Origin of the sequence: Pseudomonas sp. CROZ-RG-20F-R04-15 (assembly GCF_022662375.1) — a bacterium.
In the GTDB taxonomy this organism is placed as follows: domain Bacteria; phylum Pseudomonadota; class Gammaproteobacteria; order Pseudomonadales; family Pseudomonadaceae; genus Aquipseudomonas.
Genome location: NZ_JAKNQL010000009.1, coordinates 188435 through 206805, shown reverse-complemented (window position 1 = coordinate 206805; position 18371 = coordinate 188435). Strand labels below are relative to the sequence as shown.

The 18371-nt window shown below is 59.3% G+C and carries 17 protein-coding genes; 12 read left to right on the top strand and 5 right to left on the bottom strand.

Going from position 1 to position 18371, the window contains the following annotated elements:
* The first annotated feature begins 9 nt into the window (after nt 1-9).
* The 5 genes from L8H52_RS15785 (at nt 10) to L8H52_RS15765 (ending at nt 4715) form a co-directional block, all read left to right on the top strand.
* Nucleotides 10-1458 carry a coniferyl aldehyde dehydrogenase gene (locus L8H52_RS15785; protein WP_347340749.1) on the top strand — a complete coding sequence of 483 codons (1449 nt, stop codon included), beginning with the start codon at nt 10-12 and terminating at the stop codon, nt 1456-1458.
* A 29-nt stretch (nt 1459-1487) separates the two neighbouring features.
* Nucleotides 1488-2033: a twin-arginine translocation pathway signal protein gene (locus tag L8H52_RS15780; RefSeq protein WP_242207774.1), complete on the top strand. Its 546-nt coding sequence runs from the start codon at nt 1488-1490 to the stop codon at nt 2031-2033.
* Between the two features lie 91 nt (nt 2034-2124).
* On the top strand, nt 2125-3720 hold the full coding sequence (locus L8H52_RS15775) for a GMC family oxidoreductase (RefSeq protein WP_242207773.1): 1596 nt from the start codon (nt 2125-2127) through the stop codon (nt 3718-3720).
* A gap of 115 nt (nt 3721-3835) precedes the next feature.
* Nucleotides 3836-4315, top strand: a complete 480-nt coding sequence (coaD, locus tag L8H52_RS15770; protein WP_003229157.1) for a pantetheine-phosphate adenylyltransferase — start codon at nt 3836-3838, stop codon at nt 4313-4315.
* Between the two features lie 148 nt (nt 4316-4463).
* Nucleotides 4464-4715, top strand: coding sequence for a YfhL family 4Fe-4S dicluster ferredoxin (locus tag L8H52_RS15765; protein ID WP_038358877.1), 252 nt, complete (start codon nt 4464-4466; stop codon nt 4713-4715).
* A gap of 131 nt (nt 4716-4846) precedes the next feature.
* Here the strand turns inward: L8H52_RS15765 and L8H52_RS15760 are convergent, their stop codons facing one another.
* From L8H52_RS15760 to L8H52_RS15750, 3 genes are all read right to left on the bottom strand, one after another.
* Nucleotides 4847-5170 carry a multidrug transporter gene (locus L8H52_RS15760; protein WP_242207772.1) on the bottom strand — a complete coding sequence of 108 codons (324 nt, stop codon included), beginning with the start codon at nt 5168-5170 and terminating at the stop codon, nt 4847-4849.
* A gap of 69 nt (nt 5171-5239) precedes the next feature.
* On the bottom strand, nt 5240-6052 hold the full coding sequence (gene mutM / locus L8H52_RS15755) for a bifunctional DNA-formamidopyrimidine glycosylase/DNA-(apurinic or apyrimidinic site) lyase (RefSeq protein WP_007913582.1): 813 nt from the start codon (nt 6050-6052) through the stop codon (nt 5240-5242).
* A gap of 12 nt (nt 6053-6064) precedes the next feature.
* Complete coding sequence (locus tag L8H52_RS15750) at nt 6065-6877, bottom strand: HDOD domain-containing protein (protein ID WP_242207814.1); 813 nt, start codon at nt 6875-6877, stop codon at nt 6065-6067.
* A 227-nt stretch (nt 6878-7104) separates the two neighbouring features.
* Between L8H52_RS15750 and L8H52_RS15745 the strand changes: the two genes are divergently transcribed.
* From L8H52_RS15745 to ilvD, 6 genes are all read left to right on the top strand, one after another.
* Nucleotides 7105-7644 (top strand): type 1 glutamine amidotransferase domain-containing protein, encoded by a 540-nt coding sequence (locus L8H52_RS15745; protein ID WP_242207771.1) that lies wholly within the window; start codon nt 7105-7107, stop codon nt 7642-7644.
* A 172-nt stretch (nt 7645-7816) separates the two neighbouring features.
* On the top strand, nt 7817-9013 hold the full coding sequence (locus tag L8H52_RS15740; RefSeq protein ID WP_242207770.1) for a class I SAM-dependent rRNA methyltransferase: 1197 nt from the start codon (nt 7817-7819) through the stop codon (nt 9011-9013).
* Between the two features lie 435 nt (nt 9014-9448).
* Nucleotides 9449-10522 carry a SagB family peptide dehydrogenase gene (locus L8H52_RS15735; RefSeq protein WP_242207769.1) on the top strand — a complete coding sequence of 358 codons (1074 nt, stop codon included), beginning with the start codon at nt 9449-9451 and terminating at the stop codon, nt 10520-10522.
* Complete coding sequence (locus L8H52_RS15730; RefSeq protein ID WP_242207768.1) at nt 10519-11496, top strand: diiron oxygenase; 978 nt, start codon at nt 10519-10521, stop codon at nt 11494-11496. Before L8H52_RS15735 ends, L8H52_RS15730 begins: the two co-directional genes overlap by 4 nt.
* Nucleotides 11489-12721 carry a multidrug effflux MFS transporter gene (locus L8H52_RS15725; protein WP_242207767.1) on the top strand — a complete coding sequence of 411 codons (1233 nt, stop codon included), beginning with the start codon at nt 11489-11491 and terminating at the stop codon, nt 12719-12721. Before L8H52_RS15730 ends, L8H52_RS15725 begins: the two co-directional genes overlap by 8 nt.
* A gap of 256 nt (nt 12722-12977) precedes the next feature.
* Nucleotides 12978-14819 (top strand): dihydroxy-acid dehydratase, encoded by a 1842-nt coding sequence (ilvD, locus tag L8H52_RS15720; protein ID WP_053124757.1) that lies wholly within the window; start codon nt 12978-12980, stop codon nt 14817-14819.
* A 207-nt stretch (nt 14820-15026) separates the two neighbouring features.
* Here the strand turns inward: ilvD and L8H52_RS15715 are convergent, their stop codons facing one another.
* On the bottom strand, nt 15027-16088 hold the full coding sequence (locus L8H52_RS15715) for a haloacid dehalogenase-like hydrolase (RefSeq protein WP_242207766.1): 1062 nt from the start codon (nt 16086-16088) through the stop codon (nt 15027-15029).
* 241 nt (nt 16089-16329) lie between these two features.
* On the opposite strand from L8H52_RS15715, the gene L8H52_RS15710 reads away from it, so the two are divergent.
* Nucleotides 16330-17721: an L-cystine transporter gene (locus L8H52_RS15710; protein ID WP_242207765.1), complete on the top strand. Its 1392-nt coding sequence runs from the start codon at nt 16330-16332 to the stop codon at nt 17719-17721.
* A 103-nt stretch (nt 17722-17824) separates the two neighbouring features.
* Here L8H52_RS15710 and L8H52_RS15705 read toward each other — a convergent pair whose 3' ends face one another.
* On the bottom strand, nt 17825-18337 hold the full coding sequence (locus L8H52_RS15705) for a dihydrofolate reductase (protein ID WP_242207764.1): 513 nt from the start codon (nt 18335-18337) through the stop codon (nt 17825-17827).
* Nucleotides 18338-18371 lie beyond the last annotated feature (34 nt).

Here is an 18371-nt window from a genome sequence, read left to right as displayed (position 1 = left end):
ATCACTACAATAAATCCGGAGCAGACCATGACTGCCGACATTGCTTACCTGCAAACGCTGCAACAACCCCTGGCGGAGCTGGACAGGTTGTTCGAGGCGCAGCGGGCCGCGTATGCCGCCAACCCAATGCCGCCCGCCGCCCAGCGCCAGCAATGGCTGAAAGCGTTGAGCGATTTGTTGAGCAATGAACGCCAGGCATTGATCGAGGCGATCAGCGCCGATTTCAGCCATCGCAGCGCCGATGAAACCCTGCTCGCCGAGCTGATGCCAAGCCTGCACGGCATTCATTACGCCAGCCGTCATCTCAAAGGCTGGATGAAAGCCTCGCGGCGCAAGGTCGGTATGGCGTTCCAGCCCGCTTCGGCAAAAGTGGTCTATCAGCCATTGGGCGTGGTGGGTGTCATCGTGCCGTGGAATTACCCGTTGTATCTGGCCGTCGGCCCGCTGGTCGGCGCCTTGGCGGCGGGCAACCGGGTGATGCTCAAATTGAGCGAATCGACCCCGGCCACCGGCTTGTTGATGAAAGAGTTGCTGGCGCGAATTTTCCCCGAAGACCTGGTCTGCGTGGTGCTCGGTGAGGCCGACATCGGCGTGGCGTTTTCCCGTTTGCGCTTCGACCACTTGCTGTTTACCGGCGCCACCAGCATCGGCAAACACGTGATGCGCGCCGCCGCCGAAAACCTCACCCCGGTCACCCTGGAACTGGGCGGCAAGTCGCCGGCCATCGTCTCCCGCGATGTCCCGCTCAAGGATGCCGCCGAACGCATCGCCTTCGGTAAAACCCTCAACGCCGGGCAGACCTGCGTCGCCCCGGATTACGTGCTGGTGCCGGAAGATCGGGTCGGCGCTTTCGTCGAAGCCTATCGCCAGGCCGTGCAGGGTTTTTATCCGACACTCGCCGACAATCCGGACTACACGGCGATCATCAACGAACGCCAACTGGCGCGACTCAACGGCTACGTCAGCGACGCGACCAGCAAGGGCGCGCTGTTGATTCCGCTGTTCGAACAAGGTCAGGGCCGGCGCATGCCACACAGCGTGCTGCTGAATGTCAGCGACGAGATGACGGTGATGCAGGACGAAATCTTCGGCCCGTTGCTGCCAATCGTGCCGTATCAGGATCTGGAACAGGCATTTGCTTACATCAATCAGCGGCCACGACCTCTGGCTCTTTACTACTTTGGCTACGACAAACGCGAACAAAACCGTGTGCTGCACGAAACCCATTCCGGCGGCGTCTGCCTGAACGACACGCTGCTGCATGTGGCCCAGGACGATATGCCCTTTGGCGGCGTCGGCCCTTCCGGCATGGGCCACTACCACGGCCACGAAGGCTTCCTGACCTTCAGCAAAGCCAAAGGCGTGCTGATTAAACAGCGCTTCAACGCAGCCAGACTGATTTACCCGCCCTACGGCACATCGATTCAGAAGCTGATCCAGAAGCTGTTCATTCGCTAAACCTTCGTCACCGCCGGGTAATAAAAACAATGCACCCAAGCCTGACCGAAACACCTGCACTGTCCCGCCGTGGCCTGCTGAAATTCAGCCTCGGCGCCACCGCGTTTCTCGCCACTGCCGGACTCGGTGCCAGCCTCAGCGGCTGCTCGTCGAGCGTCGCGGCCAACGGTTTTATCTCGTTACGCGACGGCGATCTGCTGTTTCTGCGCGCACTGATTCCGGTGATGCTCGACGGAGCCGTGGCGGCCGAGAAACTGCCAAGCGCTGTTGAAGGCACGCTCAAGTCGTTGGACTACAGCCTCGATCACCTGTCGCCGGAGATGCTCAAACTGACCCGGCAACTGTTCGACGTCCTCGGTATGGCGGTGACGCGCGGACCACTCACCGGTATCTGGGGCAGTTGGGAAAACGCTAGTGCCGAGGCAATGCGGCATTTTCTTGATCGCTGGGAAAACAGCTCGCTGAGCCTGTTGCGCATGGGGCACAGCTCGCTGCAGCAGATGGTGCTGATGGCCTGGTACACCCGCGCAGAATCCTGGGTGCATTGCGGTTATCCCGGCCCACCGACCGTTTGAAATCAGCGGCGCGGCCTTCGCGAGCAGGCTCGCTCCCACAGGGGCCAGCCGCGACACCTTGCATCCAAAAATAATAAAGAGAACCTGATCGATGCCCGTACCCGACCCGTTCCGCGAAGGCCTCGCCCGAGGCTGGAAAACCTATAACGGCGCACAACTGAGCGGCGACCTGAGTCTTGAAGCTGACGTGGCGATCATCGGCAGTGGCGCCGGTGGCGGCACCACGGCGGAAATCCTCAGCGCTGCCGGCTACAAAGTCCTGCTGATCGAAGAGGGCCCGCTGAAAACCAGTTCCGATTTCAAAATGCTCGAAGACAAGGCCTACAGCAGCCTCTATCAGGAAGGCATCGGCCGCATGAGCAAGGACGGCGCAATCACCATCCTGCAAGGACGCGCGGTTGGCGGCACCACGCTGATCAACTGGACCTCGAGCTTTCGCACCCCAGAGCCGACCCTGGAACACTGGGCCAAAGAACACAACGTCAAAGGCCACAGCCCCGCCGAGATGGCGCCGTGGTTCGAGAAAATGGAACAGCGCCTCGGCGTTGCGCCATGGATGGTCCCGCCCAACGCCAACAACGACGTGATCCGCAAAGGCTGCGAACAACTCGGTTACAGCTGGCATGTGATTCCGCGCAATGTGCGCGGCTGCTGGAACCTCGGGTACTGCGGCATGGGCTGCCCGACCAACGCCAAGCAATCGATGATGGTCACCACGATTCCGGCGACGCTGGAAAAGGGCGGAGAGTTGCTCTATCTCGCTCGCGCGGAGAAGCTGTTGATCAGCGGCGACAAAGTGACCGGCCTGCAATGTGTAGCGATGGATGAGCGTTGCGTCGAACCGACCGGGCGCAAAATCAACATCAAGGCGAAGCACTACGTATTGGCCGGCGGTGGCATCAACAGCCCGGCGCTGTTGCTGCGTTCAGATGCACCGGACCCGCATGCAAACCTGGGAAAACGCACCTTCCTGCACCCGGTGAACATGTCCGCCGCGCGCTTCGACGAAGTCATCAACCCGTTTTACGGGGCGCCGCAGTCGATCTATTCCGACCATTTCCAGTGGAAGGACGGCACCACCGGGCCGATGGCCTTCAAACTCGAAGTGCCGCCGCTGCACCCGGCGCTGGCGGCCACGCTGCTCGGTGGCATTGGTGAAGAAAGTGCGCAACACATGGCTGACCTGCCACACACCCACGCCATGCTGGCCTTGATGCGTGACGGTTTTCACCCGGACAGCACCGGTGGCGCAGTCGAATTACGTGGCGATGGTTCGCCGGTGCTCGACTATCAGGTTTCAGCCTACGCTTGGGAAGGCTTGCGCCGGGCCTTTCATGTCATGGCCGAAATCCAGTTTGCCGGCGGCGCGAAATCGGTAATGCCGATGCACGCCGACGCCCGTTACGTGAAGACCCTGGCCGAGGCACGCACGCTGATCGATGGTTTGAGCCTCGAGTTGTATCGCACGCGTCTGGGCAGCGCGCATGTCATGGGCGGCTGCGCGATGGGTGAAGACCCGAAAAGCGCGGTCACCGACAGTCTCGGCCGGCATCATCAACTGGCTAATCTGTCGATCCACGACGGCTCGCTGTTCCCCACCAGCATCGGCGCCAACCCGCAATTGTCGGTGTATGGCCTGACCGCGCAACTGGCCACATCCCTCGCCGATCGACTGAGAAACCCGTGAAAAAAGCGATTATTCGCATCGTCTATAGTGCTTTCTTACCCAACAGGCGACTTGGCCGACCGGGACGGCTGCGATACCATCCGACTCCCCAACGGACTCCCGCCAGGACGACGCGATGAACCGAGTGTTGTACCCAGGTACCTTCGACCCTATTACCAAGGGCCATGGCGATCTGGTCGAACGCGCCTCGCGCCTGTTCGATCACGTGATTATTGCGGTCGCTGCCAGCCCGAAGAAAAACCCGCTGTTCCCGCTGGAACAACGGGTCGAACTGGCTCGCGAGGTCACCAAACACCTGCCGAACGTGGAAGTGGTCGGTTTCTCGACACTGCTCGCGCATTTCGCCAAAGAGCAGAACGCCAATGTGTTCCTGCGTGGTCTGCGCGCGGTGTCGGACTTCGAATACGAATTCCAGCTGGCCAACATGAACCGCCAGTTGGCCCCGGATGTCGAGAGCCTGTTTCTCACCCCGTCCGAGCGTTATTCGTTCATTTCGTCGACACTGGTGCGGGAAATTGCTGCGCTGGGCGGCGATATCAGCAAGTTCGTCCACCCCGCCGTGGCTGACGCGCTGACCCTGCGCTTCAAAAAGTAGGAACTGCCGCAGGCTGCGATCTTTTGATCTTAAAATGATCGCAGTCCAGTGCCCTTGATCGCACCCGCGTGCACTGCGCTCGCCAATGCGGCACAATTGCGCGCATTGATTTATAGCGCCCGGGCCTGCTGCCCCGGCTGGAGTTAGCATGTCCCTGATCATCACCGACGATTGCATCAACTGCGACGTCTGCGAACCCGAGTGCCCGAACGCCGCCATTTCCCAAGGCGAAGAGATCTACGTGATCGACCCGAACCTGTGCACCCAGTGCGTCGGCCACTACGACGAACCGCAATGCCAGCAGGTTTGCCCGGTGGATTGCATTCCGCTGGACGAAGCTCATCCGGAGACTGAAGAACAGTTGATGGAGAAGTACCGCATCATCACCGGCAAGGCCTGATCCGCCGGATTTGTAGCGCTCTTTCGGCCTCTTCGCGAGCAGGCTCGCTCCCACATTTGAAATGCGTTCCAATGTGGGAGCGAGCTTGCTCGCGAAAGGGCCATCAGCATCAGCGCAAACCCCTGATCAGCTCACTCGCGCTGCTCAAACCCCTCCCCCGTACACCCCAGACACCGCACAAACGCTGCCTTCGCCGGATCGACCACCAGCGCCTGCCCGGCATCGCCAACTCCGCCACCCAACGCGGTAAACGGCAGCGACACGACAAATACCCCCGCACCAATCACCGTCGCCACCACCAATAAAGGTCGGGCAATCAGCAAGTCGCCGATCATCGCGTAGGCCGGGGGATTCTGGATGGTGTAACGCGGATCGCCGCTGCCGTTTTCCGTGGCCTGAACAGCCAGACTGGAACACAGCAGCAGCGTAACAACGAGGACTTGCAAGGACTTCATGGCACGATCCTTCGGGCTGAACAGTGAGACAACTCACTATAGACCGTAGGACTTTTTCAGCCTTTTGCCTCAGCTCTGGCAGCGCGGGCAGAACACACTGGCACGCTGCCCCAGCTTCACTTCACGCAGCCCGGTGCCACAGACCTTGCAGTGTTCACCGCCACGGCCATAAACAAACAGCTCCTGCTGGAAATAGCCCGGCTGGCCGTCGCCACCGATGAAATCACGCAGCGTGGTGCCGCCACGCTCGATGGCGGCAGCAAGAATACGTTTGATCTCGATCGCCAGCTTCAGATACCGCCCACGCGAAATACCACCGGCCTCGCGGCGCGGATCAATCCCGGCAGCAAACAACGCTTCGGTCGCATAGATATTGCCGACCCCGACCACCACTGCGTTGTCCATGATGAACGGCTTGACCGCCATCGAACGCCCGCGCGACAGCTGAAACAGACGCTCACCATCGAACAGATCGGTCAGCGGTTCCGGGCCAAGGCGAATCAGCAGTTCATGATTGAGCGGATCATTGCTCCACAGCATCGCGCCGAACCGTCTCGGATCGGTATAGCGCAATGCCAACCCCGATTCCAGCTCGATATCGACATGCTCATGCTTGAGCGCCGGGAGGCCGACCTCGACCAGACGCAAATTGCCCGACATGCCCAAATGGCTGATCAACGTACCGACTTCGGCGTTGATCAACAGATACTTGGCACGACGTTCGACCAGCACGATGCGCTGCCCGGACAGACGCACATCGAGGTCTTCCGGGATCGGCCAACGCAGGCGCCGATCACGCACGATCACCCGGCTGACGCGTTGGCCTTCCAGATGCGGGGCAATTCCCCGGCGGGTGGTTTCGACTTCCGGCAGTTCAGGCATGGCGTTCTCGAATCAATGCGCGCCGAGGTCGCGAATCGTTTGTTTGAGGGTTTCGAAGTCGTAATCCGACAGCCCTACATAGTCGAGTACCAGCGGCCCGACGGCGTTCCATTCGAAATCTTCGGCCTGGTTGCCCAGCACGCGATAAGACGCGCAAATGTGCTCGGCCATCTTCAGGATCGCCAGCAGGTTTTTCAGCTGGCTGTTGCGCGACGACTCGTCGTTGAAAATCGCCAGGGCATTGTGGTGATTGGCGATGGCCGCACTGACATGCTCCGGCAGGCGCCAGGACTTGGCGGTGTAGTAACCGACCACTGCATGGTTGGTATTGAACTCGCTGTTCTCGGTGTCGACCACCCGACATTCGGCGCTGGCATTGGCGTAAGCCTTTTCCAGCACCGTCATATAATTGGGGAACCGTTGCAGCATCAACGGCACGCCGCAATCGTGGAACAGGCCCAAGGCGTAAGCCTCGTCACCCGCCTGAGTGCCAATACGCTTGGCCAGCGTCAGGCACGTCATCGCCACATCCTGGGCGGTGTCCCAGAAACGGTTGAGGGTGACGATGGTGTCATCGTTCATCTCGCCCTTGATCGACTGTGCGTTGATCAGGTTGATGATCGAGCGGCTGCCCAACAGGTTCACCGCACGCTGGATCGAGGTGATCTTGTTGCTCAGGCCGTAATACGGCGAGTTGACGATTTTCAGCAGCGAGCCGGACAGACCGGGATCCTGGGCGATCAGCTTGGCGATCACCTCCAGGTCCGGGTCGGGCATGTACTGCTCCATTTGCAGATCCACCATGATCTGCGGTTGCGCCGGCACACTGATGCCTTGCAGCGATTGTTGAATCTGTTCGGTGGTCAGCTCTTGGGACATAAGTACACACTCTGGGACAGGCGGCGATTCTAACCGCTGAAACCGCAGGGCGACACACCGATGGGCACATCGCAGGAACTTTCATTCAAGCTCAGGCTTCGGATTTTGTAAGGCCCGCTGGACAGTTTCTGTCCGACGCGGCAACAAATTCCCGCAGACTCAGGAGCTTATCGATGGCCACCTCACTCAATGGCAAGCGCGTCGCTTTTTTGGTAACCGATGGTTTCGAACAAGTTGAATTGACAGGTCCCAAGCAAGCGCTGGAACAGGCTGGCGCCCAAGTCGACATTCTTTCGGCCGAGGCTGGCAAGGTCAAAGGCTGGAATCACGACAAACCGGCAGACGATTTCAAGGTCGACCAGACCTTTCAGGCCGCCAGCAGCGAGCAATACGACGCGATCGTTCTGCCGGGCGGCGTGCAGAACTCCGACACCATCCGCATCGATCAAGACGCCCAGCACCTGGTCAAGACAGGCGCGTCTGCCGGCAAGCCGATTGCGGTGATTTGCCATGGCGGCTGGTTGCTGATCTCGGCGGGGCTGGTCAACGGCAAGACCATGACCAGTTACAAGACGCTCAAGGATGACCTGATCAATGCCGGGGCTAATTGGGTCGACAAGGAAGTGGTCAAGGACGGTCACCTGATCAGCAGCCGTCAGCCGGATGATATTCCGGCGTTCAGTCGGGAGTTGATCAACGCACTGTCGGCGTAATATTCAAGACAGCTTCGCGAGCAGGCTCGCTCCCACATTGGTCTTGTGTCGGTCACAAGCCCTTTGTGGGAGCGAGCCTGCTCGCGAAAGGGCCATCAGCGTTTCATCGCTCTCCAAACCCGACACAAGTCGCAACACGCTATACTCCCGCTCTTTTTTCCGGAGCGACGTCATGTCCCTGCCTAGCTTGCGCCTCAAAGCCAACGCCGACCGTCGCCTGCGCGCCGGTCACCTGTGGGTCTACAGCAACGAAATCGATGTAGCCGCCACCCCTTTGCACGGCTTCCAGGCCGGCGATCAAGCCATCCTCGAAGCTGCCGGCGGCAAACCGCTGGGCATCGTGGCGATGAGCCCGAACAACCTGATCTGCGCTCGCCTGCTGTCGCGCGACGTCAAAGTGCAACTGGACAAATCGCTGCTGGTGCACCGCCTGAACGTGGCTCTGTCACTTCGCGAGCGCCTGTTCGACAAGCCGTTCTATCGTCTGGTCTACGGTGATTCCGACTTGCTGCCAGGCCTGGTCGTCGACCGTTTCGGCGACATCCTCGTCGTACAGATCGCTTCGGCCACCATGGAAGCGCATAAAGATGACGTGATCGCCGCACTGACCCAAGTGCTCAAGCCAAGCGGCATCCTGTTCAAGAACGACTCCGCCGCACGCGACGCCGAAGGCCTCAACCGCTACGTCGAAACCGTTTTCGGCCTGGTGCCGGAGTGGGTTGCGCTGGAAGAAAACGGCGTGAAATTCGAAGCACCGGTCATTCAGGGCCAGAAAACCGGCTGGTTCTACGATCACCGCATGAACCGCGCACGCCTGGCCCCGTACGCCAAAGGCAAACGTGTTCTCGACCTCTATAGCTACATCGGTGGCTGGGGCGTACAGGCTGCCGCATTCGGCGCCAGCGAAGTGTTCTGCGTCGATGCTTCGGCTTTCGCCCTCGATGGCGTAGAGCGCAACGCCGCACTGAACGGTTTCGCCGACAAGATGACCTGCATCGAAGGCGACGTCTTCGAAGCCCTGAAAGAACTCAAGGCCAGCGAGGAGCGCTTCGACGTCATCGTTGCCGACCCGCCAGCGTTCATCAAACGCAAGAAAGACATGAAAAACGGCGAAGGCGCCTACCGTCGCCTGAACGAGCAAGCCATGCGCCTGCTCAACAAGGACGGCATCCTGGTCAGCGCGTCGTGCTCGATGCACTTGCCGGAAGATGACCTGCAGAACATCCTGCTGACCAGCGCTCGTCACCTGGATCGCAATATCCAGTTGCTGGAGCGTGGCGGTCAGGGCCCGGATCACCCGGTGCACCCGGCCATCGCTGAGACCCGTTACATCAAGAGCATCACCTGCCGCTTGCTGCCCAACAGCTGATCCCTGCGGATAACGGGGAGCCAGCAGGCTCCCCGTTTTTTTGCGTGCCACCCTTCCTCCTCGCTATTCCCAATACTTCCTACAATTATTTTCTCGCTGACGTGCAGGATATTTCCTTACGTCCTTTAATTATTGAAACTTACCCTACAAGTTTATTTCCGGCTAAAGACTGCTCCGACAAAATTACTGGAAATTTCCTACTTAATATCCTCTTGCCAATAATCCATTACAAACTATTATGAAGTTGTCACCACGAGGTGACTCAACTATCAACGAACAAGGAGTTCACATCATGAAAAGTATTTCTCTGGAAAGTAAAAAAATCGCAAACCTGGCTTTTCTGGTTGCTTCCAAAGCCCGCTAAGTGAGTCAGGACGCCGGGGAGTGCCGGCAACCCGGCGTCCTTTTGACTTTATCCAGAGTGAATCGACCCATATGCACATCAATCCTTATCTATTTATATTGCCACGCTCGCCCGGACAAATTGTATGGAATTATAAAAGCCATACTCAACACGAACTCGACTTAAACTACGCCTCTCGCTTCGCCCAACTAATAAACAAACCAGACCTGTTCGACGCCGACAACATAATAGACATACAACTATTAAACGCAGACATACTAACCGTTTCAAAAATAGACGTCCCAAAATGGGGCTGGGATGAATTATCGAAGATCTATCACATCGGTACGCAAAATATTCCGTGTGAATATCCACCGCAGAACATCCATGAGTGGGCCAGACAATATCTGGCGCATTGCAATGAGGTATTGGCCACTCCACCTCCCGCGACCGGCGGCCCGCAGCCTGAATCCGAGCAACGTCTTGCCCTGCCCGCTCCGTGCACATTGGGTAATGACAGCCTGAAAAATGCGCTGCTTCAGCGCAAAACCTGTCGCAGCTACACCGGTGCAGCGATGACGCTCAATGACGTCGGCACTCTGCTTTACCTTTCTCTCGGCTATCTGCACGAACGCGAAGGAGATGGCGACGACAGCATCGCCACAGGCCTTGGCGCACGTCGAAGCAGCCCTTCCGGGGGAGGCCTGAACGCCTGCGAAGGCTTCTTGCTGGTCCGGAATGTTGTTGATCTGGAGCCCGGCATTTATGCCTACCATCCGGACGATCATTCCCTGAGCCGGGTCAATCCATTGCCTGAGCCCGCCCTGGGCCATTTGCTCGGCGGCCAGCACTTCATCAACAACCTGCCACTGGGATTGTTCATCACCGCCCGGTTTGACCGGCTCTGGTGGAAATATGAACACTCGCGGGCCTATCGCATGGCCTTCGTTGAAGCCGGCCACCTGTCGCAAACCTTTCAACTGGTCGCCACGGCATTGGGTCTCAACACCTGGCTGACCGGGGCATTTGCCGACCGTCAGGTCGAAGCGCTCCTCAATCTCGAGGGTAGCGCTGAACAACCGCTGTTTTTTGTTGGCTGCGGAGAAAGCGATGGACAGGTGATGTGCCACGAGATGCGCGAACTGTTGCGCGAGGGGCAGGCATGAGCCAGTCAATTGCCGACCCGGATGAAGGGCCGGTGTCATGGGCACTCAAATTCACCTTGGGCGATTGGGAGAGCCGTGCTTCCGTGCGCAGCAGTACCCATGATTATCAACTGCCCGACGATGTGCCGCTGCAACTGCAAACCCGCCACTGGTTTCCACCTGCGTTTCTGCCCTATCTGGCACATCCGGCCATTCAAGCGGCCGGGCGTGAAGTGTTGCATCGGCTATCAGCCAACCATCTGGTGCACTTTCTCGATTACACCACCCTGCTCGAACACCGCATCGTCAATCGTGCAGTGGAAGTCATCGTGCACCGTGAGCTGCCCATCTACGTGCCTCTGGCAATGAAACACGCAGCGCTGCAGCTCTACACCGATGAGGGCTACCACGCACTGTTCTCCAATCGACTCGCTGAACAGATCGCCAGCTTCTACGGGATCACTGGACGTCCGGCGATTCCGAAGCGCATCACCCGCCTTAACGCATTGATCGCTCGCACGCCGGAAAAGAACCGGCCACTGGCATGGTTTCTGCTCGGCTTCGTCTCGGAAACCATCATCGCCCGAGAGCTGCTGGACGTCTGTCGCGACAGCCTGGTGTCCAGCGTGAGCGACATGCTGCGCGACCATCTGACTGATGAAGCCCGCCACAGTCGTTACTTCGCCGAAGTGTTCCATTACTTCTGGCTGTCCATGAACAGCCGCCAGCGCCTGTTTGTCAGCAAAACACTGCTGGAGATCATCGGGATTTTTTTCGAGGTCGACGAACACTGGCTGCAACAGAGTCTGCGAGGAGCAGGCATTGCCGACAGCGATGTGAGAGACATCATCGGCAGCATGGCAACGGCGCACGCCAATCGAGCACGTGCACGATCAGGCTCCATTGCAACGCTGGACGCACTGCGCAAGGCCGGTTTTTTCGCACTTCCTCATAACCAGAAACTTTTTGCCAAGGCAGGACTGATCGATGGATAAAGGAAAATCCGTGGTAACCACCACGCAGCGCCGCGCTGCTGTCAGCCTGTTGCTGGCCATGGTGCTGCTAGGCGTGTTTCCACTGGATGTTCTGCTGCCTTCATTTCCCGCGTTGGCGGCACACTTTCGCAGCTCCCCGGCGGATATCGCACTGTCGATCAGCCTGTTCGCCGTGGGGATCGCGTTTGCCCAGTTGCTGATCGGCCCTCTCTCGGACGTGATCGGGCGCAAAGGCTTGTTACTCGCCGGCATGAGCGTATCGATGCTTGGCGCGCTCGGCTGCGTGCTGACCTCCGATTACACGCTGTTCCTGGTCTTTCGGGTGATACAGGCCTTGGGTTGTGGCTGTTTCGTGTTGTCCCAGGCGCTGGTGCAGGATCTGTTCGAAGGTGAGGAGCGCGACCGCTTGCGTATCCTGATGGTCACGGCCACCGGGATTTTCATTTCGGTGTCGCCGCTGGCCGGGACCTTTTTGCAAGCCACACTCGGTTGGCGCGGCAGCTTTTGGGTGTTTAACGCGTTGTCCGCCATGGTGCTGATCAAGGCCTGGCTGTTTTTACCGAGCAGCCGTCCAGCGTCGGGGGGGTCGCCGATCGGCTTCATTCAGTCCTATCGACGCGTGTTGGGGGACTTCGAGTTTGTCGGCTACTGGCTGATTTCGGCGTTTGCCTTCGCCTGCCACTTCTCGTTCATCGTGATCTCACCGCTGATTTTCATGGACCAACTGCAACTCGCGCCTTATGACTTTTCGCTGATCCTGCTGGTTTACGGTGCGGCCTACGTTGTCGGCGGGATCATCGCGGCGGTACTCAATCGACGCATCACGCCGGTTCAGCAAATTTTCACCGGGCTGAGCCTGATACTGCTGTCGGGACTGGCGATGCTGTACCTGGCGGCCAATCATGCGCTGGCGCCGGCCACGGTGTTGATCCCGATGCTGATCTGCACCGCCGGCACCACCATTGCCCGCCCCGCCGCCACCTCTCGGGCCATGGGCCTGTTCCCTGAAAACGCCGGGACCTCGGCCTCGGCGGGCAGCACGATCATCTTTATTTGTGGAGGGCTGATCAGCGCCTTGATCAGCCTCAGTCCGGCCAATCTGCAATCGACGCTGGGCTACAGCTTCGTGTTGCTGAGCACGATCGCGCTGGCGCTCAACAACAAACTCAGCCGTCGCGCCAGAGAGCATGAAGCCAATGCCGCAGCGCGATCCACCGGTGGTTAAACCTGCCGGTCGTCATCCCATACACGCCGTCTGCACTGGAACAACGCTTTGCGCCATTCCCTCCAGACGCCAGCGGTGTAGAATCGGCTGATTCATCGCCATTCATCCCCCGGCGGGTTTATGAGCTCAGGCTGAGACCAGCGGCGATCCCGCAACGTCATCGGCAACTTCCGGACACACGGCCATTGCTGAGTGTTCCAGACGTCAATAGAAGCTCACTCCCATTTAGTACCTGATTAGCCGCCCGGAGTGCTCCATGCCAGATTACCGCTCGAAAACATCCACCCACGGCCGCAACATGGCCGGCGCCCGCGCACTGTGGCGCGCCACGGGGATGAAAGATGACGACTTCAAAAAGCCGATCATCGCCATTGCCAACTCGTTCACCCAGTTCGTACCAGGCCACGTGCACCTGAAGGATCTGGGCCAACTGGTCGCCCGTGAAATCGAACGCGCTGGCGGCGTAGCGAAAGAATTCAACACCATCGCCGTGGATGACGGCATCGCCATGGGCCACGACGGCATGCTCTATTCGCTGCCGAGCCGCGAGATCATCGCCGACTCCGTCGAATACATGGTCAACGCCCACTGCGCCGACGCCATCGTCTGCATCTCCAACTGCGACAAGATCACCCCGGGCATGTTGATGGCGGCCTTGCGCCTGAACATTCCGGTGATCTTCGTTTCCGGCGGCCCGATGGAAGCCGGCAAGACCAAACTCGCGTCCCACGGCCTCGACCTCGTCGACGCCATGGTAATCGCCGCCGACGAAAGCGCTTCTGACGAGAAAGTCGCCGAGTACGAGCGCAGCGCCTGCCCGACGTGCGGTTCGTGCTCCGGCATGTTCACCGCCAACTCGATGAACTGCCTCACCGAAGCACTGGGTCTGGCATTGCCCGGCAACGGTTCGACCCTGGCCACTCACAGCGATCGCGAGCAGCTGTTCCTGCAGGCCGGCCGCACCATCGTCGAGTTGTGCAAGCGTTACTACGGCGAGAACGACGAATCGGTGCTGCCGCGCAACATCGCCAACTTCAAAGCGTTCGAGAACGCGATGACGCTCGACATCGCCATGGGCGGTTCGACCAATACCATCCTGCACTTGCTCGCTGCCGCCCAGGAAGCCGAGATCGATTTCGACCTGCGCGACATCGACCGTCTTTCGCGTACCGTTCCACAGCTGTGCAAAGTCGCGCCGAACATCCAGAAGTACCACATGGAAGACGTGCACCGTGCCGGCGGCATCTTCAGCATCCTCGGTTCGCTGGCCCGTGGCGGTCTGCTGCACACCGACCTGCCGACCGTGCACAGCCGCAGCATGGAAGAAGGCATCGCCAAGTGGGACATCACCCAGACTGACGATGAAGCCGTGCACCACTTCTTCAAGGCCGGCCCGGCCGGTATCCCGACGCAGACGGCGTTCAGCCAGTCGACCCGTTGGGAAACCCTGGATGACGACCGTGAAAACGGCTGCATCCGCAGCGTTGAACACGCCTATTCGCAAGAAGGTGGTTTGGCCGTGCTATACGGCAACATCGCTCTCGATGGCTGCGTGGTGAAAACCGCCGGTGTCGACGAATCGATCCACGTCTTCGAAGGCAACGCGAAGATCTTCGAAAGCCAGGACAGCGCCGTACGCGGCATCCTCGCTGACGAAGTGAAGGCTGGCGACATCGTCATCATTCGTTACGAAGGCCCGAAAGGCGGCCCGGGCATGCAGGAAATGCTCTACCCGACCTCGTACCTGAAATCCAAAGGCCTGGGCAAAGCCTGCGCATTGCTCACCGACGGACGTTTCTCCGGCGGCACGTCGGGCCTGTCCATCGGTCACGCTTCGCCAGAGGCTGCAGCCGGTGGCGCGATCGGTCTGGTGCAGGACGGCGACAAAGTGCTGATCGACATTCCGAACCGCTCGATCAACCTGTTGGTCAGCGATGAAGAACTGGCGGCACGCCGTGCCGAGCAGGACAAGAAAGGCTGGAAACCGGTCGAGATTCGTCCACGCAAAGTGACCACCGCCCTCAAGGCTTATGCCTTGCTGGCGACCAGTGCCGACAAAGGTGCCGTGCGTAACAAAGCGATGCTCGACGGGCTGTAAGCGTCAAATCGCCGAAACAAAAATGCCCCGTCAAAGTGCGGGGCTGATCGTTCCCACGCTCTGCGTGGGAATGTCTCAAGGGACGCTCCGCGGCCAGTGACGCGGAGCGTCACGGGCTGCATTCCCACGCAGAGCGTGGGAACGATCAATGGTGACTGACGCTACGCTTTCGCGAGCAGGCTCGCTCCCACATTGGCCCTGTGTCTATTACTGAATCTCCTCCGGTTTGACGATCACCCAATTCTTGTCCGCCGTCACCGGCAACCCTTCTTTCGCCTGCGCCGCCGCGTGCTTGGCCATCATGCCGTTCAACTGCGTCATGTACTTGTCTTTGCGGTTGATCCACAGGTGAATCCCGCCCTTCGCCACGTCGACATCGTGGAACAGCATGTAACCGTCACTGGTCGGGGTATCGCCACCGACCAATACCGGTTTTTTCCATTCATCGATGTAGGTCAGGATAGCCGCGTGCTTGCCGGCCATCCACGTCGCCGGCGTCCACAGATACGGCGTCAGCTCAAGCCCAAGGTTGGCCTTCTCGTCATATTTGCCGGCAGTGATCTGCTTGCGCGCGGTGGTCAGTTCGTTGGTTTCACGGTTCTTCAGCAGCGTGGTCACGCCAATGACGTTCTGCGGTTTGACGTTGTAGCCGTACTTCGGATCCGCCGCGACCATACGCACCAGTTCCTCAGAGGCCGCGGTCATCACGTAGACCTCGATGCCGTTCTCCATCAGCTTGTTGTAGAGCTCTTGCTGACCGGTAAAGATTTTCGGCGGATTAACGTCGAGGTTCTTGACCACGTCGCCTTCGTAATACGTCGCCGGCACCGGTTTGCCCGAAGCCATCAGCTCATCGACGTAGCCTTTGAGTTCCTTGAGGGTGAAGCCGGAGAACACCTGCGCCACCCACGGGTAGCAGACCATGTCGTCGACTTCGCAGAGGCGATAGTAGTAGCTGAACAGGCTTTCCTTGTGGTCGGCGGTGTCCTTGAACGGCATCAGTTTCAGGGAAGGATCGAGTTTGTCGCGGGTGATCAGGCCTTTGTTTTCCATGAACGGCAGCAACGACTCTTCGAGGTCGTAGCGGTAACTGGTGTTGTCCATGTCGAACACCGCGTAGTTACCCTTGTTGGCGTTGGCCGCGATCATTGCGTCCAGCGCTTTGGCCTGATCGGCCGGCCAGTGTTTCAGGTCGGTGGCGAAGGCCTGAGTGGCCAGACCCATGCCCACAGCCAGTGCGACAGCCAGAAATTTCGGTGCGAACTTCATAAGCCTCTTCTCCCTGATTCAAAGAGATCGACGCTAACAAATAAGTGTGACAGTCCTCGTCTGTCAGCGACCGCCCACGTCCCTATCGCGCCAGATGCATTGCCGAGAGCGACACGCGCTTATTCCAAAAACGACGGACGCCCTAAGATTTCGGTATTAAATCATTGCAAATCAAGCTGTTAGGCTTGCCGGTTCGCAGCAGCCCCGGAAGGCTGTTGGCAAAGTCTTTCCTGGAGTTCTCATGAACCTACCGTTGATTCTCAACCTGCTGGTGTTCCTCGCCCTGCTCTTTGGCCTGGCGCAAACCCGCCACACCACCTGGAGCCTGGCGAAAAAAGTCCTGCTCGCACTGGCGATGGGCGTCGCGTTCGGCGTGGCCCTGCACACTGTTTACGGTGCCGGCAACCCGGTGCTGAAAGCCTCGATCGGCTGGTTCGATCTGGTCGGTAACGGTTACGTGCAGTTGCTGCAAATGATCGTTATCCCGCTGGTGTTCGCCTCGATCCTCAGCGCCGTGGCGCGTCTGCACAACGCTTCGTCGCTGGGCAAGATCAGCTTCCTGACCATCGGCACCCTGCTGTTCACCACCGCGATTGCCGCGCTGATCGGCATCGGTCTGACCAACCTGTTCGGCCTCACCGCTGAAGGTCTGGTCGCTGGCACGCAGGAAATGGCCCGTCTGCAAACCATTCAGACTGACTACGCCGGCAAGGTTGCCGACCTCAATGTGCCGCAACTGCTGCTGTCGTTCATCCCGCAAAACCCGTTTGCCGATCTGGCGCGGGCCAAGCCGACGTCGATCATCAGTGTGGTGATTTTCGCTGCATTCCTCGGGGTTGCCGCGTTGCAACTGCTCAAGGATGACGTCGAGAAAGGTCAGAAAGTGATCAATGCCATCGACACCCTGCAAGCCTGGGTGATGCGTCTGGTGCGTCTGGTGATGAAGCTGACCCCGTACGGCGTGCTGGCGCTGATGACCAAAGTGGTCGCCGGTTCCAACCTGCAGGACATCATCAAACTCGGCAGTTTCGTCGTGGTGTCGTACCTCGGACTGGGCCTGATGTTTGTCGTGCACGGTTTGCTGGTATCGGCGGCCGGGATCAACCCGTTGCGCTTCTTCCGCAAGATCTGGCCGGTGCTGACATTCGCGTTCACCAGCCGCTCCAGCGCCGCGAGCATTCCGCTGAGCATTGAAGCGCAGACCCGGCGTCTGGGGATTCCGCAATCGGTGGCGAGTTTTGCCGCATCGTTCGGTGCGACCATCGGCCAGAACGGTTGCGCGGGCTTGTACCCGGCGATGTTGGCGGTGATGGTTGCGCCGACCGTGGGCATCAACCCGCTGGATCCGCTGTGGATCGCGACGCTGGTGGCGATTGTGACGTTGAGTTCGGCCGGTGTGGCCGGTGTCGGTGGCGGCGCGACGTTCGCGGCGCTGATCGTGCTGCCGGCGATGGGCTTGCCGGTGTCACTGGTGGCGTTGCTGATTTCGGTTGAGCCGCTAATCGATATGGGCCGCACGGCGTTGAACGTGAGTGGTGCGATCACGGCTGGGGCGATTACCAGTCAGGTGATGCAGCAGACTGATAAAGAATTGCTGGATGCTGATGAGCATGCGGAGTTGGCGCAGGCTTAAGTCGTTCAGCGACTGAGCGGGCCTCTTCGCGAGCAAGCTCGCTCCCACATTGGATCTGTGATCGACACAAATCCCTGTGGGAGCTAGCCTGCTCGCGAAGCTCTTAAGCCTTTTCCCAGACTTCGAAGTTGTACGCAGGTTTATCGCCCTCAGCCGGATTCGGCAGATTCGACACCAGTTTCCACTGGTGCAAATCAAACTCCGGAAACCACGCATCCCCTTCCGGGCTCAACGCCACGCGCGTCAGATACAGACGATCCGCCTGCGCCAGCCCTTGCGCGTACAACTGCGCACCGCCAATCAACATCAGCTCATCGACGCCCTGCGCTTTCGCCCATTCCTCGGCGCGAACCACGGCCGCTTCCAGCGACGGATAAACTTCCGCACCTTCCAGCACCAGATCGGCCTGGCGGCTGACCACGATATTGAGGCGGCCCGGCAACGGACGGCCAAGCGAATCCCAGGTCTTGCGACCCATGATGATCGGCTTGCCCAAGGTCGTGGCCTTGAAGTATTTGAAGTCCCCCGGCAGGTGCCAGGGCATGCTGTTGTCGACGCCGATCACACGGTTTTCACCGAGGGCTGCGATCAGGCTGAGGGGGAGTGATTTAGTCATGCCGGCGAGGATACCAGAGCCGCGCTTACCCCGA